General features: G+C 59.7%; 23 protein-coding genes and 1 pseudogene. 17 read left to right on the top strand and 7 right to left on the bottom strand.

Annotated features, from left to right (window positions below; genetic code table 11):
• The first annotated feature begins 176 nt into the window (after positions 1 to 176).
• Complete coding sequence (locus N2599_RS28305) at positions 177 to 2951, top strand: ATP-binding protein (RefSeq protein WP_156915280.1); 2775 nt, start codon at positions 177 to 179, stop codon at positions 2949 to 2951.
• Between the two features lie 16 nt (positions 2952 to 2967).
• Here N2599_RS28305 and N2599_RS28300 read toward each other — a convergent pair whose 3' ends face one another.
• Complete coding sequence (locus tag N2599_RS28300) at positions 2968 to 3996, bottom strand: hypothetical protein (RefSeq protein WP_167333904.1); 1029 nt, start codon at positions 3994 to 3996, stop codon at positions 2968 to 2970.
• A 614-nt stretch (positions 3997 to 4610) separates the two neighbouring features.
• Between N2599_RS28300 and N2599_RS28295 the strand changes: the two genes are divergently transcribed.
• A complete protein-coding gene (locus N2599_RS28295) occupies positions 4611 to 5444 on the top strand; it encodes a PhzF family protein (protein ID WP_167333903.1) in 834 nt (277 codons plus the stop codon).
• A gap of 67 nt (positions 5445 to 5511) precedes the next feature.
• On the opposite strand, the gene N2599_RS28290 is transcribed toward N2599_RS28295, so the two are convergent.
• The 3 genes from N2599_RS28290 to N2599_RS28280 form a co-directional block, all read right to left on the bottom strand.
• Positions 5512 to 5712, bottom strand: coding sequence for a hypothetical protein (locus tag N2599_RS28290; protein WP_037142067.1), 201 nt, complete (start codon positions 5710 to 5712; stop codon positions 5512 to 5514).
• A 457-nt stretch (positions 5713 to 6169) separates the two neighbouring features.
• Positions 6170 to 6643, bottom strand: a complete 474-nt coding sequence (locus N2599_RS28285; RefSeq protein WP_027510367.1) for a nucleoside deaminase — start codon at positions 6641 to 6643, stop codon at positions 6170 to 6172.
• Positions 6644 to 6875: 232 nt separating this feature from the next.
• Positions 6876 to 7286, bottom strand: a complete 411-nt coding sequence (locus N2599_RS28280) for a GFA family protein (RefSeq protein ID WP_027510366.1) — start codon at positions 7284 to 7286, stop codon at positions 6876 to 6878.
• A gap of 280 nt (positions 7287 to 7566) precedes the next feature.
• Between N2599_RS28280 and N2599_RS28275 the strand changes: the two genes are divergently transcribed.
• Positions 7567 to 7968, top strand: a complete 402-nt coding sequence (locus N2599_RS28275) for a GFA family protein (protein WP_084606467.1) — start codon at positions 7567 to 7569, stop codon at positions 7966 to 7968.
• An 85-nt stretch (positions 7969 to 8053) separates the two neighbouring features.
• Here the strand turns inward: N2599_RS28275 and N2599_RS28270 are convergent, their stop codons facing one another.
• Positions 8054 to 8452 carry a cupin domain-containing protein gene (locus tag N2599_RS28270; protein ID WP_027510365.1) on the bottom strand — a complete coding sequence of 133 codons (399 nt, stop codon included), beginning with the start codon at positions 8450 to 8452 and terminating at the stop codon, positions 8054 to 8056.
• A gap of 445 nt (positions 8453 to 8897) precedes the next feature.
• Between N2599_RS28270 and paoA the strand changes: the two genes are divergently transcribed.
• From paoA to N2599_RS28250, 4 genes are all read left to right on the top strand, one after another.
• The gene (gene paoA, locus N2599_RS28265) at positions 8898 to 9533 is read left to right on the top strand and encodes an aldehyde dehydrogenase iron-sulfur subunit PaoA (protein ID WP_037142064.1); all 636 of its coding nucleotides are present in this window, start codon (positions 8898 to 8900) and stop codon (positions 9531 to 9533) included.
• Positions 9530 to 10480, top strand: a complete 951-nt coding sequence (locus tag N2599_RS28260) for an FAD binding domain-containing protein (protein ID WP_027510363.1) — start codon at positions 9530 to 9532, stop codon at positions 10478 to 10480. Before paoA ends, N2599_RS28260 begins: the two co-directional genes overlap by 4 nt.
• Before the next feature lie 3 nt (positions 10481 to 10483).
• Complete coding sequence (gene paoC / locus N2599_RS28255) at positions 10484 to 12682, top strand: aldehyde oxidoreductase molybdenum-binding subunit PaoC (protein WP_027510362.1); 2199 nt, start codon at positions 10484 to 10486, stop codon at positions 12680 to 12682.
• Between the two features lie 97 nt (positions 12683 to 12779).
• A complete protein-coding gene (locus N2599_RS28250; protein ID WP_156915278.1) occupies positions 12780 to 13040 on the top strand; it encodes a hypothetical protein in 261 nt (86 codons plus the stop codon).
• Positions 13041 to 13050: 10 nt separating this feature from the next.
• Here N2599_RS28250 and N2599_RS28245 read toward each other — a convergent pair whose 3' ends face one another.
• Positions 13051 to 13944: a LysR family transcriptional regulator gene (locus N2599_RS28245; RefSeq protein ID WP_027510360.1), complete on the bottom strand. Its 894-nt coding sequence runs from the start codon at positions 13942 to 13944 to the stop codon at positions 13051 to 13053.
• A gap of 444 nt (positions 13945 to 14388) precedes the next feature.
• Here N2599_RS28245 and N2599_RS28240 point away from each other — a divergent pair, with 444 nt between their 5' ends.
• From N2599_RS28240 to N2599_RS28220, 6 genes and pseudogenes are all read left to right on the top strand, one after another.
• Positions 14389 to 14571: a hypothetical protein gene (locus N2599_RS28240; protein WP_027510358.1), complete on the top strand. Its 183-nt coding sequence runs from the start codon at positions 14389 to 14391 to the stop codon at positions 14569 to 14571.
• 87 nt (positions 14572 to 14658) lie between these two features.
• Entirely contained in the window at positions 14659 to 14892 is a 234-nt protein-coding gene (locus N2599_RS28235) for an AbrB/MazE/SpoVT family DNA-binding domain-containing protein (protein WP_027510357.1), read from the top strand.
• Complete coding sequence (locus N2599_RS28230; RefSeq protein ID WP_027510356.1) at positions 14889 to 15293, top strand: type II toxin-antitoxin system VapC family toxin; 405 nt, start codon at positions 14889 to 14891, stop codon at positions 15291 to 15293. Before N2599_RS28235 ends, N2599_RS28230 begins: the two co-directional genes overlap by 4 nt.
• Before the next feature lie 79 nt (positions 15294 to 15372).
• Positions 15373 to 15509 (top strand): annotated as a pseudogene (locus N2599_RS38140) (IS256 family transposase); the annotation flags it as partial.
• Between the two features lie 243 nt (positions 15510 to 15752).
• The gene (locus N2599_RS28225) at positions 15753 to 17075 is read left to right on the top strand and encodes a type II toxin-antitoxin system HipA family toxin (RefSeq protein ID WP_027510355.1); all 1323 of its coding nucleotides are present in this window, start codon (positions 15753 to 15755) and stop codon (positions 17073 to 17075) included.
• 13 nt (positions 17076 to 17088) lie between these two features.
• The gene (locus N2599_RS28220) at positions 17089 to 17382 is read left to right on the top strand and encodes a helix-turn-helix domain-containing protein (RefSeq protein WP_027510354.1); all 294 of its coding nucleotides are present in this window, start codon (positions 17089 to 17091) and stop codon (positions 17380 to 17382) included.
• A gap of 131 nt (positions 17383 to 17513) precedes the next feature.
• Here the strand turns inward: N2599_RS28220 and N2599_RS28215 are convergent, their stop codons facing one another.
• Positions 17514 to 18044: a dihydrofolate reductase family protein gene (locus tag N2599_RS28215; protein ID WP_027510353.1), complete on the bottom strand. Its 531-nt coding sequence runs from the start codon at positions 18042 to 18044 to the stop codon at positions 17514 to 17516.
• Between the two features lie 325 nt (positions 18045 to 18369).
• Here N2599_RS28215 and N2599_RS28210 point away from each other — a divergent pair, with 325 nt between their 5' ends.
• The 4 genes from N2599_RS28210 to N2599_RS28195 all read left to right on the top strand — a co-directional run bounded on the left by N2599_RS28210 (position 18370) and on the right by N2599_RS28195 (position 22697).
• Positions 18370 to 19254: an AraC family transcriptional regulator gene (locus N2599_RS28210; protein WP_027510352.1), complete on the top strand. Its 885-nt coding sequence runs from the start codon at positions 18370 to 18372 to the stop codon at positions 19252 to 19254.
• A 206-nt stretch (positions 19255 to 19460) separates the two neighbouring features.
• Positions 19461 to 20546 carry an ABC transporter substrate-binding protein gene (locus N2599_RS28205; RefSeq protein WP_027510351.1) on the top strand — a complete coding sequence of 362 codons (1086 nt, stop codon included), beginning with the start codon at positions 19461 to 19463 and terminating at the stop codon, positions 20544 to 20546.
• Between the two features lie 82 nt (positions 20547 to 20628).
• Complete coding sequence (locus N2599_RS28200; protein WP_027510350.1) at positions 20629 to 21450, top strand: ATP-binding cassette domain-containing protein; 822 nt, start codon at positions 20629 to 20631, stop codon at positions 21448 to 21450.
• A complete protein-coding gene (locus N2599_RS28195) occupies positions 21447 to 22697 on the top strand; it encodes a sugar ABC transporter permease (RefSeq protein ID WP_027510349.1) in 1251 nt (416 codons plus the stop codon). The genes N2599_RS28200 and N2599_RS28195 overlap by 4 nt, the downstream gene beginning before the upstream one ends.
• Positions 22698 to 22710: the final 13 nt, after the last annotated feature.

Genomic DNA, 22710 nt, shown 5'->3' with positions numbered 1-22710 from the left:
GCGATTGCTTCAAGTTGGTAGCTGTTAAGAGTTGTTAGGGCGGACCCCAAGCGCACCTTGAACGCACCGAGAATGGTCTGATGCAGATGGCCTGGAAAGCCGCTTGGGTACGCCGCCACCTTGTCGCTCTTTCGGGATTCCGGTATTTACGGGCTCGATGTCGCGCGGAGCCAGTCGTGTCAGTGCAACAGTTCACATTCGGTCCTTTTGAACTCGACCCCATGCGGCTCGAATTGCGACGTGACGGCGTCCGGCTGAACGTGGGGGCGCGGGCCTGCCGCGTCCTTGTCGCGTTGGTCGAACGCTCCGGCCAGGTCGTCACCCAGCAGGAGCTGTTGGCGGCAGGTTGGTCCGGCCTGCATGTCGCGGATGTGAACCTCCGCGTGCACATCGTGGCCCTCCGCAAAGCGCTCTCCGGAGGAGCAGACGGCACATTCGACATCACGACGGTGCCGCGTGAAGGATATGTTTTTGCGGGCCCGGTCTCGCCCATTGGCGCAGCGATGTCGACACCGCCGCCCTTATCGCATGCGATTCCGAGACAACTCACCACGCTCTTCGGTCGAGGCGAAGCGCTGGCGCGCCTCGGCGATGCTGTCGCCCAGCATCGGATCGTAACGATTGTTGGGCCGGGAGGCATCGGCAAGACGGCCCTGGCGCTGGCAGCTATCGCCGAACACGCCGACAACGCAGGCACGGAATGCGTGTTCGTAGACCTCTCGACATCAGTGTCATCCCTTCATATCGAGACCCGGCTTTTTGAGGCGCTCGAACTCGATGGGAGCCCAAACGACGTGTCCACCTACATCGAGCGTGCGCTGAGCCGCCGGACGATTTTGCTCGTCCTCGACAACTGCGAACATGTCATCGGTCATGTGGCGGCGCTGGTGGCAAGTTTGACCAGCAGGACCGGTGGCGTTTCGATCCTCGCCACCAGCCGGGAACCGCTACGAGTCCCCGGCGAGCGTATATTTCCGCTCGAGCCACTGGATTGTCCACCTGAGGGTGCCGTGCTGACTGGGCGGTCAGCCATGGCCTACGCTGCAATCCAGATGTTCGCGGAGGCTGCCGGCCGTCGCTCGCTCGCGTTCGCTGTCGATGACGCCAACGCCTCTCTGCTGGGCGAGGTCTGCCGACGGCTGGACGGAAGTCCGCTTGCCATAGAACTCGCCGCGGCGACGAGCGACACCATGACGATCTCGGAGCTCGCACGTCGGCTCGACGATCGGTTCAATGTTCTGACACGGGGCGCGCGAACGGCATTGCCAAAACACCGGACGCTGCAGGCGGCAGTCGACTGGAGTTACGACGCCCTAAGCGCGGAGGAAGCGCTGGTTATGCGGCGCCTTGGCGTCTTTCCGGCGCGCTTCGCGGCCGAGGATGCGAGATCAATCGTTGCAGACGAGACATTGTCCGGTGACGGGGTTCATCATGCCTTGGCGAACCTGGCGGCGAAGTCACTCCTCACAGTCGACTTCAGCGGGGAGAATGCATCGTTCCGCTTCCTCGAAACGATGCGGGTCTATGCGAGGCTCAAGCTGCTCGAAAGCGAAGACGCCGCCGCAGCCTACGCCCGTTTCATGGACCATACTTTGCGGCGACTGGGCGCAATCAATCAACTCGAAGCCTCGAAAGAGGACATCAGGCGGAGGCATGCCATCATCCTGGACGATTGGCGCGCGGCACACGATTGGTCAGTTCGAAGCCGTGATTGGCATACAGCTCTGAGATTGATGGCAGGAGCAATCGGCTTCAGTCAGTCTCTGAACGTCAGGGTGGAATACGTGCACCGGGCGATAGAAACGCTTCGCATGATACCTCGTGACCTGCAGACCGAAGATGCCTTGTGGTTGGAGATGCGCGTCTGCGGCCACGCGGCCCAGATGCTTCTCGACACACAGCCGCCTGATCCGCCGAACTTCATCGACTGCATCGGATCCATTGCGTTGCGCGCCCTTGAACTCTCGAAGCGTCTGAACGCCCCTGATCATCAGATGAGCGCGCTCGTGACGCTGACGATCGGTGCGTTAACTGGAGCAAATGTCGAGGACCTCGAATCCTATGGTGCAGGCGTCTTCGAACTGGCTCAACGCCTGAAGGATTCCGACTCCTTCCGAACAGCGCACTATCTCAACGGTTACACCAAGTATTATCGCTCCGAGTTCGGCGCCGCCGTGCGCGACTGTGACCGCGCGCTCGACCTCGCAGCACAAGCACAACCCGGTACGTCAATCGCGTTCGACCACGTGCCGAGCGTGCGTGTCCTCCGCTCGCGCGCTCTATGGATCCGGGGTGAATTCGTCTCTGGATTGGACGAGATGGATGAGGCTCATCGGATAGCGCTCGATGGAGGGCACGTTCCGACGGTCGCATGGGTGGCGTGGTGCGGCCTGTGCGTATATCTCTGGGCGGGCCTCATCGAAAAGGCGGCCGAGAGCGCGAAGCTGCACGAACAACTGGCGAGGGAGTACAGGAATCCCGGTTGGTCAAGATATGTCCCAAGCGCCCACGAAGCTTTGGAACGTCTTCGCGACGGCCGCAGGTCCTTTGACACAGCGCCGATCGATTGGATGCCGCATGTTCCGTCACATGCGGACATGATGACGAGCATCCATTGTGGGTTTCACAGGCCCGTGGATCTTCACCGTATCGAATCCGCGCCACAGCATTGGTGTGCCTCGGAACACTTCCGCGGCGCTGGCGAGCACCATTTGACGGCAGGACGTATGATCGAGGCCGAGACTTTCATTTCGCGCGCCCTCTCTATCTCGCAGTCGCGCGCCGCTGCAGCGTGGGAGATACGCGCCACACTTAGTCTGGCACGGCTCAGGGTTCGGCAGCAACAGTCCTCGGCCGTCCGGGCTCTGTTGGAGCCGCTAGTCGAACGCTTTCCGCAGTTCGATGGCAACGCGGATCTCGCCTACGCGACAGATATTCTGGCTGCCTGCTGACTTGACCCGATATGGATTAGCTGCCGAGTGTGGCTTTAGCTTCCACTGGGGAAGTCAGCCGTCGCCGAGCGGAGACAGCGGCACAGACGACATAGAGAAGAAGGGATATCGCAGACATCGCGACAGCCACCCAGCAGCCACCGAGCACATCGACCTCTGTTGTCGCGAACGACGCGAGCAAAGGTCCCAGTCCGTTTCCGAAGAGGATCATCGGCAGGATCAGGACAGCGGCCTTTCTGGTCACGTCGAGCCTGACGATTTCGGCCATCTGAAACGCCTGTGCCGCTGCTGCCGTACTGGCGAAAACGCAGACGGAAACGACGAAGGCTGTTGGCAGGGCGATCTGCACGGCGACGGCTGTGAAAACTGTCTGAGCAAGCACCAGCGAAAACAGCGTGGGCCACTTTGCGATCTTCGGAACCACCCACGCGGAGAGCCACGCCGCAGCAACTTGGCCCGCAAGGGCGGAAGAAAAGGCCAGCCCGACTATGGAAGGGCTGAGCCCGTGCTGATTGGCAACGCGCTCGATATAGGTCCAGGCTGCACCCAGCCCGCCGCTTTGAAGAACGGTGCCGATACAAAACAGCATCAGCGGGCCGCTGAATGAGATACGAGTTCGTTCAGAGGCAACGTGGATAGCGACCCGGTCCACGAGGGTGACAGCGAACGCGGCCGCTGCCATCGCCCCGGCGGCGAGTGCATAGAAACCAGCCTCGATCCCAAACTTGGGAATGAGAACGACCGGGATCAAATAGGCCAGACCAATCTGGGGAACCACGGAAGCGCCGACAAGGATACCAGTCAAGCGGTCGGGATTGTTCGAGCGCACGATGATCGCGTTCGCCGCGCCGAAGAGTAGCCCGCCAAGCAATCCTGCTACCGCGCGATCCAGCAGAATAATCACTTCGCTTCCAGAGTGCGCGGTGGCCACGTTCACGACTGCCAACGCGAGGCCTGCAGCCACCGTCTTCAACCGCATGGCGCCGCGCCCCATCCAGTAGCCGCCCGCGGCAGAACCCAATGCAAGGCCGAACAGTTCGAACATTGCCGCTTGGCCGATCCCAGCTTTGCTCAGTCGGCCTACCTCGTCCAATCCACCAAGCAGGATCGGGAGGACGCCCAACGAGAGTAGCGATGCGGTACCGATGACCATCGCTCCAAATATCGTAACCGGATTCATATGTAATAACCCAGGAAGCGCGTTGGTGTTAGTAAAGAGATCTGATCGTAGTGAAGAAGACTAAAATGACATTGGGCGAGCTCGCCATGCGGTGTATGCATAAAACGTGTTGTAAGCTTCTCGCGTTATACGTCGCTTTTCAAGAATTTGGAACCGCCGAGGAACTATGGGTTCGAACGCGATCCACGTGGAAGCCGCGGTGTCTTTTGCGTTTGCGGTGTAGATGCATCGGTCGCAGTTTGAAACTTGACGAGATCGAATGTCCGCTTTTGGCGCGAAGGAGACATGGCGTCGTAAGACGCGCGAGCTTTCGCAAAAATCGGTCGCATAACTTTGAATTTTGCGGCCAAATTCTGCGAAAGCGAGTATTCCACCCTTTAGTCAGGGGCTCCCGTTGTCGTATATCACGCGCTTTTGCGGTGTTTCGTCGCGACGATCTCGTTCCGAACACAAGGGCGATCATGTTGAGGCAAGGAACCATGAAATTCACATTCCAACAGGTTGATGTCTTCTCTTCGCTGCCTTTGCGAGGCAACCCGCTCGCCGTCGTAGTTGGCGCAGATGCATTGACTGACTCGGAAATGGCCGCTTTCGCCAACTGGACAAACCTTAGCGAGACAACCTTTCTGCTTCATCCGAGGGCGGCCAACGCAGACTATCGCGTCCGGATTTTTACGCCCTCACAAGAGCTGTCCTTCGCAGGCCACCCTACCTTAGGGAGTTGTCATGTATGGTTGGCTGCCGGTGGAAAGGCTCACGGCAGCGAGATCATCCAAGAGTGCGAAGCGGGCCTTATCCGTATTCGCCGTGACCGCGACCGGCTTTCCTTCGCAGCTCCCGATTTACGTCGCACCGGACCCGTGGAGCCCGAGACTTTGGCGCGGATCGTTAGGGGGCTTCATCTTACTCCAGATGCTATCGTTGACGCGAATTGGGTGGACAACGGGCCTGGCTGGCTGGCAGTGCTACTGCGTTCCAGGGATGAGGTTCTTGCGCTACGCCCGGATTTCGCGGTCCTGACTGGTCTGCGGGTTGGTATCGTTGCTCCATGGATACAAACGAAAGATGGGCGTGAGGCCGATTTCGAGGTACGCGCCTTTACGGCGGCTGGTTTCGAAGACCCGGTCACGGGTAGCCTGAATGCCGGTCTCGCCCAGTGGCTGATTGGAAGCGGCATCGCGCCATCTACGTATGTGGCCAGCCAGGGGACTGTTTTGGGACGTGCAGGCCGCATACATGTGGAACAGCTCGGTCACGAAACTTGGATCGGCGGTAATGTGGTGACATGCATCGACGGCAGCGCGATCCTTTAGGATTCATGGGCATGAAAAACCCGGCTGGTTAGGCCGGGTTCTCGACTATAAGCGGATGTCGAACCCGCTAGTGCGTGGTGCTGTTTATAAGTGCGTCGATGAGTGCGATCTGCGAGCGAATGCCGCGCTTGTACTCGTTGATCAGTATCTTTGCTTCTGCGGTCGCATCCTTGCGCAGGATGCGCTGCTGTGTGCACCAAGCGTCAAGAACCGACTGGAGCAGATTGAGGTCATTTGGTGGTATTGCGATATCAAATTTCTGCATCATTTCCCTCCCAAGGATGACATCTTTTTTGTGAGAAGCCGCCTCCTCGCGGCCTCCAGCACATTGAACTTTAGACCAAAGTATTAGGGGTTCAAGATGGAAAAACGTGAGGTACGTACCCGTTTTCTGCCAGCGGTGATCGCTGCTCTTGGACCCGTATTTGGTAAGCGGTGTCCCGCTTCCATATTGACTGAGCTGCCAAGCCGTCGCGAGGGAGTCGACTCATACTCGATGCACATAGCTCTTTTTGACCCGATCATCGGCGATAGTAGCGTCGACATCAAAGAGCATGACAATATGCATGTGGCTACAACGGCGCTTCTTCCGCTATCGGCCCACAGCGGCCATAGGGCGCGCGTTGCGCGGGCAATGGGTGAAGACCCCATTTGAGAAGATGCGTCGGAGGTGTCCAGACACACCTCCTCGATGTGCCCTCCAGCGGCATTTCGGACGAAAGAGACTATGCCTTGCCCAGATGCTTCGGCCAGAATTCCTGATGGACTTTGGCGGCATCGTCTTCGAGGTTCGTCGGACCAATCACAGTGACGTTGCGCGCGCCCGTTTGCAACACCGCCCGGCTCGGCACGTTCAACCCGATCCCAGCGATCTCGCCAAGCCGCGTTTCGGAGCACGCAAACACCATACGCCCGATGCCCGACCAATAAATCGCCCCGGAGCACATCGCGCACGGCTCCGTGCTGGTGTAGAGCGTGCAGTCACCGAGAAAAGCAGAGTCGTAGTGCTGCGCCGCCAGTCTTACCAGGTTCATCTCGGCGTGGTTCGTCATATCGTGGCCGGTGAAGACGCTGTTTTCGGCACGAAGGATTATTTCGCCGCCCTTCACAAGCACCGAGCCAAATGGTTCGTCGCCGCCTTCCATCGCGGATTTTGAGAGCGCAATCGCGTCGCGCAAAAACGGCTCATGGTTTTCCATCGGCGTCCCCCCACACTAGAGCGTGATGATCTTGTCTTGAATCGAAGAGATTTCCAAGGGCTGCCAATCAGATTCAAGATGCTGGCAGGGGGAAGGAGGCCGATATGGATGTCGCCTATTGTGAAGGGTTTCGGATGCCGGCTATCCACGTGTTGGCCTGGCGCCGGGCCGGCGTCCGAAAGCCGAAGCTCGGTGCGCCCACCGACTGCTAGCCTTCCCGCGTCGATTCCCGCTAATATTGGCCAATTGGAAGGCCTTGGAAAGGCTCTATCGTTTCGTCAAGCTGCACCCACTTATGTTTCGATTGTTCGAATACTGACATGGCAGGCGGCGCGAAGGCCGGCTCGACAAATGAACCTACCGCCACCCCGATCCAGGACGGCGAAACATCAGCCTTCCAATAGACGGTCGAGCCGCAAATGGGACAAAAATGCATTCGGACCTTGCGACCGCTGTCGCCAGTACGAATGAATTCTGTCGACGTTCCAAATATTTCGACACAGTCAATCGAGTAGAACGCATTAGCGCTGAATGGCGCACCAGTCCTTCGCTGGCAAGCGAAACAGTGACACAGCGCAGTCAATTGCGGCGGTTCGCTAAACATCAGTCTAAGAGCGCCGCAGGCGCATTGGGCAGTGGCCATGGAAACTCCTCCCGCTTGCACGGTGAGATTACGCTGGATTGAGGGCTGAAGCGCAGGCCCGAACCGCAATTCTTTGCGGTGGGCGACGCGAAGGGGCTGAGACCTGATACAATTTCAGGCTCACCGAGGCTCGAATGTAGATCGTGGAAATGCCGAAGTCTAGTGGAAACCCATCTGGCCGCTTAGGGCGCGACACCAGCCGGATCGCGGCAATTGCGGTCATCGCGTGATTGGGGCAGGATGGCGTCCTTAAATATGAAGCAGGATTGAACCTACGATCATGCTGACGGGCTCATGTCATTGCGGCAGGGCGAGCTGGACACTTGAAGGTGATCCCAGCTCGATCACGGCGTGCAACTGCACGCTCTGCCGACGCTACGGCGCTCTATGGGCCTATGATTTCGAAGGAGAGCGTATCGCGGTCACCGGGCAGACTGCCTCCTACACCCGCGCAGGCAGGGATAAGTCGTCTCTCGAAATATTGTTCTGCCCATCCTGCGCGTGTGTATTGAGCTGGCGGGGCTTACGGCTTCAAGAGGATGGCCGACGGCGCATGGCTGTAAACTTGCGGCTTGCGCCGCCGGATCTCGTTCATGACCTGCCTATTGATCATTTCGACGGCCTCGACACGTTTGAAGACCTTCCTTCCAAAGGGCGCTGTGTGCGCGATCTTTGGTTTTAAGAGCATGCCGGGTCGCTGCTTGGGGCCGATACTGTTAAAAAAGCCTCAAAATCGGCGTTCGCCGAAAAAATGAGGTTCGCGGGACCTATTTCGCAGGCTCGACGAGTGGTTGGGCTTTGCGGACAATGTAGGTTGCCAGCTCCGATGCTTTGCCGCTACCGACGTTCTTTGCCGAGTGAACCACGCCTGATGGAATGAACAAGGATTGCCCGGCCGTAAGCACGACGGGCTTTCGGCCTTGGAGCTCGTATTGCAGCGTTCCCTCAAGGACATAAGCAACCTCCTCGCCGGGGTGGGAATGCCTCGCGGCCAGAACGCCTGGTGCGAAGTCAACGCGGACCTGCACGACTTGGCGACCGGGTATGTCGACATCGTTCTTCAGCAGATCGGTGCGTTGCAATGGCTCCTCAGCGCGCGCCACACCGAGAGGAGATCCGCTTCCCGCGAAAGCAAGGGCGAGCGCGATAGCATGGATAGTTTTCATTTCGTCATCCTTCGTAAAATTAGGCCATTCTCGGCCCTATGGGTCGCATTGGGATTTCACACGACATTTGAACCAGGGATGTGTCCCGAAACCTCATTTTTGTATCCGCGTGTATCTATGGCAGCACCGGTGGCCATTGCTCCGGCACAAGGTGAAAACATCGTTCCCCCGCGTCGAAAACTGCGAGCAGAGGCTTTGCGAGCGTCGTGAAGATCTCGGGCGTGACAGGATCCTGCGGTTCCACGAGAAGAGAGTATTTCGCCCCGCTGGCCGGGATTGGTGCCCACTCGCAGGTTCAGGCAAGGAGCTTTCATGAGCCAGATCGATAACTGCATGCGCGAAAGCACCCCTAATCGCTGTCCCAGCATTCTCTACGTTTCGAACGGTGTCGTTGCTCGAGCGATCTCGCGCGCGCCTCCGTCCAACGAACGAAGTGGAACTGGACATGCAGACCCTGATTCAACTTGAAATGTCCCGCCGGGACTTACTTATCTCGTCGGCCGCGACTGTCGCGGTCACCGGGGCCGCCGGGAAGGCGGTGGCACAGTCCGCGGGTAATGAAATGGCCTATACATCGAAGGTTTCATTCACGGTCAACGGCGAGAGCCGCGACCTCGACGTAGACAACCGGACGACGCTGCTCGACGCGTTGCGCGAGCATCTTCATCTGACGGGCACGAAGAAGGGATGCGATCACGGCCAGTGCGGCGCGTGCACGGTCATGGTCGACGGCCATCGCATCAATTCCTGCCTGACGCTGGCCGTCATGCACGAGGGTGACGAGATCACGACGATTGAAGGTCTCGGAAAGCCAGGCGATCTCCACCCGATGCAGGCGGCCTTCGTCAAGCACGACGGATTCCAATGCGGCTACTGCACGCCCGGACAAATCTGTTCGGCCGTGGCGGTGCTGGAAGAGATCAAGGCGAACATCCCGAGCCACGTCACTGGCGACCTAACCGCACAGACGGCCGTCACGCCGGCCGAAATCCGCGAGCGCATGAGCGGCAACATTTGTCGTTGCGGCGCTTATTCCAACATTCTCGACGCCATCGTCGAAGTCGCGGAGACAAAAGCATGAGAGCCTTCACCTACGAGCGTGCCTCGTCCGTCGAGGCCGCGGCCAAGGCGGCCGCCTCCAATCCGGACGCGAAGTTCATCGCCGGCGGTACCAACCTTCTCGACCTCATGAAGCTCGAGATCGAGACGCCGACGCATCTGATAGACGTCAACGACCTCGGCCTAGACAAGATCGAAGCCACCCCGGAGGGCGGGCTGCGCATCGGAGCGCTTGTCCGCAATACCGAGCTCGCCGCACACGAAACAGTCCGTCGAGATTACGCGCTGCTCTCCCGAGCGCTCGTCGCCGGCGCATCCGGCCAACTCCGCAACAGGGCGACGACGGCGGGAAACCTCCTGCAGCGCACGCGCTGTCCCTATTTCTACGATACCAATCAGCCGTGCAACAAGCGGCAGCCAGGCACCGGCTGTTCGGCCATCGGCGGCTTCAGCCGCCAGCACGCTGTCGTCGGCACGAGCGACGCCTGCATAGCCACCCATCCGAGCGACATGGCGATCGCCATGCGGACGCTGGATGCCGTGGTCGAAACGTTGAAGGGGGACGGCAGCCGGCGTTCCATCCCCATCGCCGATTTCCACCGTCTGCCGGGCGATACGCCGCATATTGAGACCGTCTTGGAAAGCGGCGAGTTCATCACGGCGGTCATTCTCCCGCCGCCGATCGGGGGGCGCCACATCTACAGGAAGGTCCGCGATCGCGCCTCCTACGCCTTCGCGCTCGTCTCCGTCGGCGCCGTCATCCAACCGGATGGAACCGGACGGGTCGCCGTCGGTGGAGTTGCCCACAAGCCTTGGCGTGTCGAGGCGGCCGAAGCCGCTCTTGCGAAAGGTACGCGCGCCGCCGCCGGTATCCTTCTCGCGGACGCACGTCCTACCGAACAGAACCGTTTCAAGGTTGACCTGGTCGAGCGCACGCTCGCCGCGGTCATCGCCGAAGCCAGGGGGTGAGCCATGCAGTTCGATAGGCCAGCAACAACCAACCCGATCGACCAGCTCAAAGTGGTCGGCCGCCCCATCCCCCGCATCGACGGCCAGCTCAAGACCACAGGCCGGGCCATGTACGCATACGAGTGGCATGACCCGACCACACCCTATGCCTATGGCTACCCGGTCGGAGCCGCGATTGCCAAGGGACGCATTAAGTCAATGGACGTCTCCGCTGCCAAGAGGGCGCCGGGCGTACTTGCCGTTGTGAGCGCGCCTGAAGTCGGCGAGCGGAAGAAGGGCAGGTTCAACACTGCCAAGCTCTTCGGCGGCGATGAGGTCCAGCACTACCACCAGGCGATCGCCGTCGTCGTGGCCGAAACCTTTGAACAAGCCCGCGCCGCCGCAGCGCTGGTCAAGGTCGACTATGCCGAAGAGAAGGGCGTCTTCGATCTCAGGGAGGCGATGGATTCGGCGGTGAAGCCGGACGAGTCGCAGCAGCCGGACTCAGCCGCCGGCGATTTCGAAGCAGCCTTCAGGACGGCTCCGATCACCCTGGACGAGACTTACACGACGCCGGACCAGTCCCACGCGATGATGGAGCCGCATGCTTCCATCGCCGCCTGGAACGGCGAGGAGCTGACGGTCTGGACGTCCAGCCAGATGATCGACTGGTGGCGGTCGGATCTCGCGACGACCCTCGATATCGACAAGCAGAAGATCCACCTGATGTCGCCTTTCATTGGTGGCGGCTTCGGGGGGAAGCTGTTCCTGCGGGCCGACGCCGTCCTTGCCGCTTTTGGAGCAAAGGCTGCGAAACGACCCGTGAAGGTGGCGCTGCCGCGTCCGCTCATGATGAACAACACGACCCACCGGCCGGCGACCATCCAGCGCATCCGCATCGGAGCGGAACGCGACGGCAAGATTACCGCGATCGCTCATGAAAGCTGGTCGGGCGACCTTCCGGGCGGCGGTCTGGAGACGGCCGTCAACCAGACAAGGCTGCTTTACGCCGGTGCGAACCGCATGACGGCAATGCGGCTGGCAACGCTCCACCTCCCCGAGGGTAATGCCATGCGCGCTCCGGGGGAGGCGCCGGGGTTGATGGCACTGGAGGTCGCTATTGACGAGATGGCCGAGAAACTCGGCATCAATCCGGTCGAGTTCAGGATTATCAACGACACCCAGGTCGACCCCGAGAAGCCTGAGCGGCCGTTCTCACACCGCGATCTCGTCGGATGCATGAAGCTCGGCTCTGAGCGCTTCGGGTGGAGCGCAAGAGGAAGACCGGGGTCGAAGCGCGAGGGCGACTGGTTGATCGGCATGGGCGTCGCGGCCGCCTTCCGCAATAATCTCCTTCTTCCCTCCGGAGCTCGCGTCCGCCTCGATCGGGAAGGGGTCGTTACCGTTGAAACAGACATGACCGACATCGGAACGGGAAGCTACACCATCATCGCGCAGACCGCGGCCGAGATGATGGGCGTCACCGTCGACAAGGTTGGCGTCCATCTCGGGGACTCCCGTTTCCCGATTTCTGCCGGTTCCGGCGGGCAGTTCGGCGGCAACTGTTCGACAGCGGGCGTCTACGCAGCCTGCGTCAAGCTCAGGGAAGCCGTCGCACAGAAACTTGGTTTCAATTCCGAGGACGTCGTCTTCGAAAACGGCGAGGTCCGTTCGGGCAACCGCTCAGTGCCGCTTGCTGAGGCGGCGGGTCCTGACGGTCTTGTGGGCGAGGATACGATCCAATGGGGCGAGCTCTCCGAAACGCACCAGCAGTCGACCTTCGGAGCGCACTTCGTGGAGGTGGCCGTCGACGTCGCCACGGGCGAGAGCCGCATCCGCCGGATGCTCGCCGTCTGCGCGGCAGGGCGCATCCTCAACCCGATCACGGCGCGCAGCCAGGTTATCGGCGCGATGACGATGGGCGCGGGCGGCGCCTTGTCCGAGGAGCTTGCGGTAGATATCCGCCGCGGCCTCTTCGTCAATCATGACCTCGCAGGCTATGAGGTGCCGGTGCATGCAGATATCCCCCATCAGGAGGTGATTTTCATGGACGAGACGGATCCGATGTCGTCCCCGATGAAGGCTAAGGGCGTCGGCGAGCTCGGCCTGTGCGGTGTCTCCGCCGCGATCGCCAACGCCATCTATAACGCGACCGGCGTCAGGGTCCGGCACTATCCGATCACGCTCGACAAGTTAATCGGCGGCCTTCCGGACCTCGCTTGAAGCCAAGACGGCGGTCTCCGCAGGCCGCCGTCAACTCCAAAGGACCCGCCGCGAAGCAGATCTTCCCTCCAAAATTGCTACCAACGCCCGAGAATGCTTGCGACCGACGATCCCGCCCTTGCCGTCGATGCCTATCCTGAACCTGGTCGCAGCGGGAATTCCCTCGCTCTACGGCGCATGGAGTGTCGTTGCTGTCGTTTTCTCCTCCGCGGCCGATCCGCCTCGGGTCGTCGCTTCCCTTGGCCATCTTCGTCCAGTGACGCTGGCTCAACGCGAAGGACGCGGCAATCCCTCCGCCCAGTCCCAGGCGATGACGGTGTCGCCAGATTGCCAAAAATCGGATCGTCGCCGCACCTGACGGCCTGCCGTCATTCCCGATGGCGCAGAGCGTTCACAAGCGCCACGAAGGCCGGAGAGGGTTGTCTTCTGCTGGGGTAATAGAGGTGGTAGCCGTCCCAGTAAGGCGAATATGATTCCAGGACGCGTACCAGACGGCCTTCCGCTATATGAGGCAGAGCCTCGTCCTCCGGCACGTATGCCAGGCCAAACCCTTCCAATGCCGCCTCCAAGCCCTGATAGGAATTGTTGAAGGCAAGCTGTCCCTCGACCCGGATCTTGATCTCGTGCCCGTTGTCTTCGAACTCCCATCGCCAGAAACCCCCATAGGTGGGCAGGCGCTCGTTGATGCAGTTGTGTCGGACGAGGTCCTGCGGAGTCTCGGGAACTCCCTTGGTCTCGAAATATGAGGGGGCGCCGACGACGGCGAACCGGAAATCAGGACCGATGCGTGCCGAGATCATGTCCTTGGCCACCTGCTCGCCCATCCGGACTCCTGCGTCGAAACGCTCCGTCACGATGTCCGACAGCCCGTTCTCGCGCACCAGCTCCACCTTGATGTCAGGGTTGTTTGGCAGAAAACGCCGGAGCTTGGGCCAGATGACCCAGTTTATCGCGTGGTCAGAGGCCGTGATGCGGATGTTCCCCGCCGGCTTTTCCCGCAGCTCTGTTAGAGCCTCGAGTTCGGCCTCGATCTCATCGAAATGCGGGCCAACGCCCTGGAACAGTCTCTCTCCGGCGTCAGTCAGCGAGACGGCGCGCGTCGTACGGGTCAGAAGGCGGACGCCGAGCCGCGTTTCGAGCTGCCGGACGATGTGGCTGAGCGCAGACTGTGAGACGCCGAGCTTCGCGGCCGCTCTCGTGAAGCTCTTCTCTCGGGCGACCGCCAGAAAGGCCATCAGATCATTGACACTCGCTCGGGGCATTCATCAAGCTCCTGCAGGGCAAATCGCGGTTGTACCGAATTTGCAGAGACTGGACATTGAAATCATTGTGAGCACTTGGCCAGCCCACCTTGCATCGTAGATGCGTCAATTCATGAAACTAGCTCACAACTCCATGCGAGATCAGTCGACTAATCCAGGCCTCGTCATTCTGTTAGACGCTAAGCGACCATGGATCCGAACGAGAAACCACGATCAATGCTGCCGCTTCGCGATCTCGCAGCCCGACGACGTCGATGTGAATGAGCTCCTGTTCGGGCCTACCACCCAGGCTCAGTAGCCTGCCATTCGCCTATGTCTTGACCCGCTCAACGCGCGGAGTGTGCGGTTCCCACGAAGTGAAACGAACAAGCTCAACAGTCGGACCGGGTCACTGATACCGCACGCGCCGAACCCAACAGCAGTACCCGCAAAAAGGAATGATCAATGTCGTTGCAAGCTATATCAGAGGAGTACAAGGACGAAGGACGTGTCGCCGCGTGGAGCGGCGTGCTCGCTCTGTCGCTTACTGCGTTCGCGCTTATTTCGTCCGAGTTCATGACGCTTGGTGCCGGAGGCGAGATCCCGCTTTCGACCTCCGCGGGTAGCAATCGGCTGGTTACTTTGTAAGGGCCTCGAGTGAATAAGGCGCATGATATTGATTTTAGTGCCTGATGGTAATACCTTTGTGGCGTCCGGTATTACAAGGTCGCGGAAATGACGACAACAGTCACAGCAAAAGGTCAGGTCACAATTCCAAAGGCGGTTCGGGACCTGCTCGGAATCGCTCCTGGCAGCAAGGTAGATTTCCTTCGAGCTGCAGATGGAAGCGTTGTTCTGACAAGGGCTGACAAGAAGCAGCCGCCGAGCCGCTTCCAAAGACTTCGTGGCCATGCCGGGAAGGGTCTCGATACCGATGCCATCATGGCGATGACACGTGGCGAAGCGTGACGCTTGTTGACACAAATGTCCTGCTCGATCTTGTAACCAATGATCCGATTTGGGCGGACTGGTCTGTCGCGCAGCTGGAAGCTGCCAGCCTTGCGGGGCCATTGTTGATCAACGATGTGATCTATGCAGAACTCGCTGTTCGTTATGAACGCATCGAAGACCTGGATGCGTTCATTGAAGCGGCTGGCTTTGAACTTGCCTCGTTGCCGCGCGCGGCGTTGTTTCTCGCCGGAAAGGTATTTAGGCAATACCGCAGGGCCGGCGGTTCGCGCACTGGTGTGTTACCGGACTTTTTCATTGGTTCGCAAGCCGCCGTGCAAAAACTACCCTTGCTGACGCGGGACATAGGTCGTTATCGGACCTATTTCCCGACAGTTGAGCTGATCACGCCGGATTCGTAATGTCATATGGGGCAGGCGAGAAAGCTCCGCCGCTTCGGTTAGAGTCCGGCCGCCTTATGCCAAACCGGTCGCGTCGCCGAAGGAAATTCGCCGGCGCACAGGTCTCGCGGCGGCACGGCTCAGGCATATCGCAGCCAGCCAATGGTCCACCCGCAAGTACATGAACATGGTCCTCTTTACGCGGCGCAATATTTAACCCACGGAGCCGTCGCCTGAAAAGTGCGAAACAATCTGGATACTACCTTTTGACGACATCAGAGAGCAATTTACACTCGATGACTAAAGCGGCTTTATCAGCGCGCGCCAACGAAGATCGCTCCGCACAGACAGCGAAGAAAATACAGACGCCGGGCCGAACTCTCTTGGCAGCAGAAGTGAGTAGCATCGTCTTTCAACCCATTAAAGTGGGTTGATTTTCTTTTAAATTAGCATTAATTGATCCACTGAAAGGGTCAAATAATGCAGCTGGCGCTTCAAACGCATCTTAACGGAGAGTGGCATCAAGCCGCGACCCTGGAACTTAAGGACGACTCGGCCGGCTATCAGGGTGCGTCAATAGTCGATTACGATCTTGACTATTTCGTCACGCAGGCCTCGGCGGAATTCGCGGCGGGAAAGACGGTTCGCGACCATCGCGCCTTGTCCGTCCGCAATCCCGTGGACCTTGAAAGCCGATACAGCCCTAACTGGCCACCATTCCTTTTGGACCTGATGCCACAAGGGCACGCTAGGAGAAAACTGGCCGAATACCTCGGGCTTGCTGAAGGCTCGCGCGCTTCGGACCTTCCCCTGCTTCTCCGTTCGGCGACGGGCGGAGTAGGCAATATTCGCATCAAGGAAGCCGCTGACGCTGAAGCGGACCGATTGCGCGGCGTACGACGCCAAGGCGTGACAGAGGCGGAAATCCTCGAGCGGTCGGATCGCTTCATGGAAGTCGCAGATCGGTTTGGAATGCTCGCCTCGGGCTCCAGTGGCCTGCAAGGGGAGTGGCCAAAGGTTTCCATGACGCAAGCGAATGACGGGCTCTACTACCCAGACAGCTTCGTCGCCGATGGTGAGGCCGTGCGTTATGTCATCGTCAAGCTAGTTCGAAGCACTGAGCCCGTCGATCGCCTCATTCTCGAAGGCGAGGCGCTTTACTCTCGAATCGCCCTTGAGATCGGTCTGAACGTCCGCGAACCCTCCACCTATGCCGAAGGCGTGCTGATTATCCCCCGTTTCGACCGGAAGAAGGGTGGAGGCGGTGAAACCGTGCGGCTGGGACAGGAAAGCCTCGTATCCGCGATCGGTGTCGCCGATTTCGGCCATGTCGGCACGCACGAGGCGTACATCGATGTTCTGCGTCGTTACTCGGCCGATCCGTTCGCGGATATTGCCGAATACCTGAAACGCGACGTCACCAACTTGGCGCTCGGCAATCCTGACAATCACGGCCGGAACTCGGCCCTCAGCAAACATCCTGACGGAACAATCCGTCTGTCTCCGCTATTTGACTTCACGCCCATGCGGCTCGCCAAAGAGGGGATTGTTCGCTCTACCCGCTGGGCTCTGATGCGCAACGGTGGTCGAGACCATCTCCCGGATTGGAAGTGCATTTGTGCCGAACTTATGCCTGAACCGGATCAGCAAGGCGGGCTTCTGATTACGCTTTCCGCGTTTGCCGAACGCCTACGACACGCACCCAGTATGGCAAAAGATATGGGAGCGCCATCGGAAATTCTGGAACGAGCCATGGGGCGGTGTGCCGAAATTGCTGATAGCGTTTCGGCGACGTGCTCGTGATTGGGAATGAGATATGGCACGCTGGAAGAAGCCCACCAAAGAAGAAATCCTGGAAAACAGGCGCAACCTGGCAGAGCGTGCGCGCAATGGCGACCTGCGGTTACCCGGCGCGGTCAGGGAAATCCGCAAGAGCTTTGGCACGACGCAAGACGAGTTTGCCAAGATGCTGGCACTTACTAGGCGCCAAGTCGCGGAGATCGAAGCCGGCACGGCAAACCCAACGCTTGAAACATTGGAGAAGATTGGTCGGTTGTTCGGATTTGGGGTGGGCTTTGTGCCGAGGACGCCGAACTCCAGCCAAATATAATAGATGGTTGAGTGCTCTGCGGTGGATTTCTCATTGCGCCCGCCGATAGGCAGTGAACTTCACCTCGATCGAATGCAAGCCCCAGCGCTGATTTGGCGAGCGTGTAGGCGGACGCGCGGCGAGTTGCGTGTTCAGGCAGGAACGTACGTCAACCTGATCACGTCCTCGCCGATTAAATCGCTCGCCATGAGGCGGAGCGGCGGCCGTGGGCCGGCAAAGAATGGCTTGCCGCGACCAAGCACGATTGGGTGGAAGTAGAGTCGATACTCATCGACAAGACCAAGGTCGGTTAGGCTTCGTGCCAGGTCTGGTCCGGAAACTGCAATCTCCCCAACGAGTTGAGCTTTCAGGCCACGGATCACCGCCTCGATGTCGTCCTCGACAAGTGTGGCGTTGGGACCGACCGCCTTCAACGAGCGCGACACGACCCACTTCGGTTGGCGCCGCCACGCCGCCGCGAACTCGTGTTGCTCCGCACCCCACTCAGGACGGTTTTCGTCCCAGTAGCGCATGACCTCGTACATGCGGCGACCGTACACACTGCCGGTGAGGTCGCGCACGTGCTCTATCCAGTGACGAAAGAGCGCGGGATCTGGTGCAAATTCCTGATGGTCGACATAGCCATCCAGGGACTGGTTCATTCCGAAGACGATCTTCGCCATGCTGCAAAATCTCCATCCCACGTTCTTCAGCATAGCTTGAACAGCCGTTACACGTAAGTGAGGTTTGGGGCCGGTGTCGCACAACTCGGCGCCGGAACGTGCTGGCTTCGACGTTTGCCGTTGATCGGCTGTGCCGAGACGGAGAAACTTGCGCGATTTGCCACAAATTGCAGTAGAATTGTCAAAAAAGTATCAGTGAGGGGTCGATGGCGTAGTAGCGATCGCTGATGTCCGCGCGTAAAGTCCTGTCATAAGAAGCGATGACCTCTGGGAGGAGGCGCCATTACCGGAGAAACTCCGGTCAGAGCGCAGGGAGGAAGGTTCCATGAATCCGGATTTGGAAGTGGTCGCGATCGGCAGCGGCGAGTCCTTCAAGGCCTGGGAGCATGGCTACCCCTACCGTACGGTCCGTTGGCATTTCCATCCCGAATATGAAATCCACCATGTCGTCGCAACGACGGGGCAATATTTCGTCGGTGATTTCATCGGCGAGTTCGAACCGGGCAACCTTGTGCTCACCGGACCGAACCTGCCGCATAATTGGGTAAGCGACGTGCCGCCGGGCACATGCCTACCGCTGCGCTGCCGGGTGCTTCAATTCACTGAGTCTTTCCTTGCGGATGCAAGCCGGGTTTTTCCGGAGCTTTCGGCTTGTGCCGGCATTCTGGAAATGAGCCGCCGGGGTGCGCTATTCACGCCCGAAACGACGACGCGCGTCGGCCCGCTCCTCGGGGAACTGGTCGAAGCCAAAGGAATTCGCCGGATCGAGCTTTTCATGAACGTGCTCAACGCGCTGAGTTCTGCACAGGGCACGCGTACCCTTGCAAGTGCGCTCTATCATCCGGATCCGTCGGGGTTCATGTCTGCTGGGGTGAACCAGGCGCTGGCCTATATCAACACGCATCTAACCGAACCCTTCAGCGAGGGTGACCTTGCCGAGTTGACTGGGCAAAGCCCGAGCGCGTTCTCCCGCAGCTTCCGCCGGCACACCGGAATGGCGCTCGTTCAATATGTGAACCGGCTGCGGATCAACTTTGCCTGCCACCTGCTGATGAGCGAGACAGCCATGTCGATCACCGACATCTGCTTTGCGGCCGGCTTCAACAATATCTCGAATTTCAATCGCCGATTTCTGGATCAGAAGGGCATGGCGCCCTCGCGCTTCAGAACATTGCTGGCACAAAACGCAAGAGCGGTGGAGGCCGCCTAAAAGGGAGGACCGGGGAGGAGGAAACGAACAATCAGGGCGAGGCGAACGGACACCAGTTGTCCGAACGGGATTGCTTGTCCGCACACCAGCCTGAAGCGCCGGTCAAGAACCCGCTTCGAAAGGCCGGATCGCACAAAGGGTGTCGAGCTCGAGGCGAGCTTGAGGCTTCATCGAAACAGTTACAATTTGGGAACGGAGAGATTCCTATGACTCAATTCGCATGGAAATTAGCAGGCGCAGCAGCGCTCGCCGTCGGTCTTCTCAGCGGTACGTCCGCCTTTGCGCAGTCTGCAAAGGTGACCGATGCAACGGTCGCCTTTCTGATGCCAGATCAGAGCTCCACACGCTACGAGGAGCACGATTATCCGGGCTTCGAAGCGGAAATGAAGAAACTCTGCGCCGGCTGCAAGGTGATCTACCAGAACGCAAACGGCGACGCTTCGCGCCAGCAGCAGCAGTTCAACTCGGCGATTTCGCAGGGCGCCGAGGCAATCGTGCTCGACCCGGTCGATTCCACAGCTGCCGCGTCGCTCGTCAAGATGGCGCAGAGCCAGGGCGTGAAGGTCATTGCCTATGACCGGCCGATCCCATCTGCCGCCGCAGACTATTACGTCTCCTTCAACAACGAGGAAATCGGCAAGATGATCGCCAAATCGCTCGTCGATCATCTGAAGGCGAAGAACGTCCAGGCCGGCGACGGTGGCCTTCTTCAGATCAACGGCTCGCCGACGGATGCTGCAGCAGGCCTGATCAAGAAGGGTATCCATGCCGGCCTTGCCGAAGGCGGCTATCCGATCCTTGCGGAGTTCGATACGCCGGAGTGGGCTCCGCCGAAGGCTCAGCAATGGGCAAGCGGCCAGATTACCCGGTTCGGCAAGAAGATCATCGGCGTTGTGGCCGCCAATGACGGCACGGGTGGTGCTGCCGTTGCAGCGTTTAAGGCTGCCGGCATCGATCCTGTGCCGCCGGTCACCGGCAACGATGCGACGATCGCGGGTCTGCAGCTCATCATCGCGGGCGATCAGTACAACACCATCTCCAAGCCAAGCGAGATCGTGGCCGCGGCTGCGGCGAATGTCGCCATCCAGCTTTTGTCGGGCGAAGCGCCGAAGGCCGACACCAAGCTCTTCGATACGCCGACGCAACTCTTCACGCCGGCGCTCGTTACCGCTGAAAACCTGAAGGCCGAGATCATCGACAAGACGGTCAATGGCAAGCCGATCCAGACGCCGGAGCAGCTCTGCACGGATCGCTACGCCGAAGGCTGCAAGACGCTCGGCATCGGCGGCTGATCGGTTCCCTCCCAAGTTGCCCTTCGACCGTCCTTGTGGGCGGCCGGAGGGTCGAAAATTCATGATGAAAGGCTCGCGACAGATGACTGACGCTCCCGATCAAACAGCCTCTGCCGGCGAATTGGTGCTCAGCCTACGAGGGATCTCGAAACATTTCGGTGCCGTCTCGGCGCTCACCGATATCGATCTCGATGTTCATGCCGGCGAAGTGGTGGCGCTCGTCGGCGACAACGGCGCCGGCAAGTCCACGCTGGTGAAGATCCTTGCCGGCGTGCACCAGCCGAGTTCGGGTGAGATCACCTTCCGCGGCAACAAGGTGACGCTGACCGACCCGAGTGCGGCCTTATCCCTGGGCATCGCGACCGTGTTTCAGGACCTTGCACTTTGCGAGAACCTTGACGTCGTTGCCAACATCTTCCTCGGCCGGGAGCTCGCTCCGCTGAGGCTTGATGAGACGGCGATGGAGGTTCGTGCCTGGACGCTTCTGAACGAGCTTTCTGCCCGCATTCCCAGCGTCCGCATTCCGATTGCATCGCTTTCCGGTGGACAACGCCAGACGGTGGCGATTGCCCGGTCGCTGCTCCTGGAGCCGAAGCTCATTTTGCTCGATGAACCCACCGCTGCTCTTGGCGTTGCCCAGACTGCCGAGGTGCTGAACCTGATCGAGCGCGTGCGCGACCGCGGGCTCGGGGTCGTGATGATCAGCCATAATATGGAAGACGTTCGTGCGGTGGCCGATCGCATCGTCGTCCTCAGGCTCGGGCGGAACAATGGAATTTTCTATCCTGATGCGTCCAACCAGGAACTCGTCACTGCTATTACCGGAGCAACAGAAAATGCGGTCTCGCGCCGCGCGGGCCGCCGTCAGGCGCAGCAGGATATCAGGCAGGAGGGTCACCCATGACCAGCGATGTGAAACAAACCGCAACGCTGCTTGATCGCGGCGATGTTCGCGTCAGTCATGATGCCGGTATCGGTGCGAAGATCCGCTCGTCCATCGACAAGGTGCGCTCCGGCGATCTCGGTTCCCTGCCGGTGGTCGTCGGCCTGGTGATCATCTGGACCGTGTTCGGCACCCTCAATCCGACCTTCCTTTCCAGCAACAACCTTGCAAACCTGCTTTTCGACGCGTCGACTGTCGGTGTGATTTCGCTCGGTATAGTCTGCGTGCTGATGGTTGGCGAGATCGATCTGTCTGTCGGCTCAATCAGCGGCTTTGCTTCGGCCATGGTCGGCATGCTCTGGGTCAATCAGGGCTGGCCCGTCGCGGCCGCGATCATCGCCGCCGTCCTTGTCGGCGGATTGATCGGCTCGCTCTATGCGCTGCTTTTCAATCGTCTCGGAATGCCGAGCTTCGTTTCGACGCTCGCGGGTCTGCTGGCGGTGCTCGGAATGCAGCTCTATCTGCTCGGCGCCACAGGCTCGATCAACCTGCCCTATGGCTCGTCCTTGGTGAACTTCGGTCAGCTGCTCGTCATTCCGCGCCCGCTTGCATATCTTTTCGCGCTGCTGCCGGGAGTCGTGATGCTGATTGCAGGCTATCGGGCCGCTCAACGGCGCCGGCAAGCCAACCTCTCGTCTCGCTCGATCGGTGGCCTCGTCACCAGCGTGGCTGCCATCACCATCCTTCTCGAATTCGTCGTCTTCTATCTCAATCAGGACCGCGGCATCCCCTGGATGTTTGCCCTCTTCGTCGTGCTGGCGATCGTGATGAACTACGCGCTGACACGGACTCAATGGGGGCGGTCGATGGCGGCCGTCGGCGGCAATCGCGAGGCCGCGCGCCGCGCAGGCATCAATGTACGGCGGATATACACCAGCGCCTTCGTTCTCTGCGCAATGTTTGCCGCACTTGGCGGGGTGCTCGCCGCGGCGCGTCTTGCCTCGGCAAGCCAGCAGGCCGGGACGGGAGACGTCAACTTGAATGCGATTGCAGCAGCCGTCATCGGCGGAACAAGCCTCTTCGGTGGTCGCGGCAGCGCTTACTCAGCACTTCTCGGCATCATCGTCATCCAGTCGATCGCAAGCGGTCTGACGATGCTCGATCTGTCTTCGGCCCTTCGCTACATGATCACCGGTGCTGTTCTTGCCATTGCAGTCATCGTCGACTCGCTGGCGCGCCGGTCGAGAGTTTCGCACGGCCGTGCCTGATACAACTACGAAA

Origin of the sequence: Rhizobium sullae (genome assembly GCF_025200715.1) — a bacterium.
Taxonomy (GTDB): domain Bacteria; phylum Pseudomonadota; class Alphaproteobacteria; order Rhizobiales; family Rhizobiaceae; genus Rhizobium; species Rhizobium sullae.
Note: the sequence above shows the minus strand (reverse complement) of the source record. Positions and strands in the feature narration are given on the sequence as shown.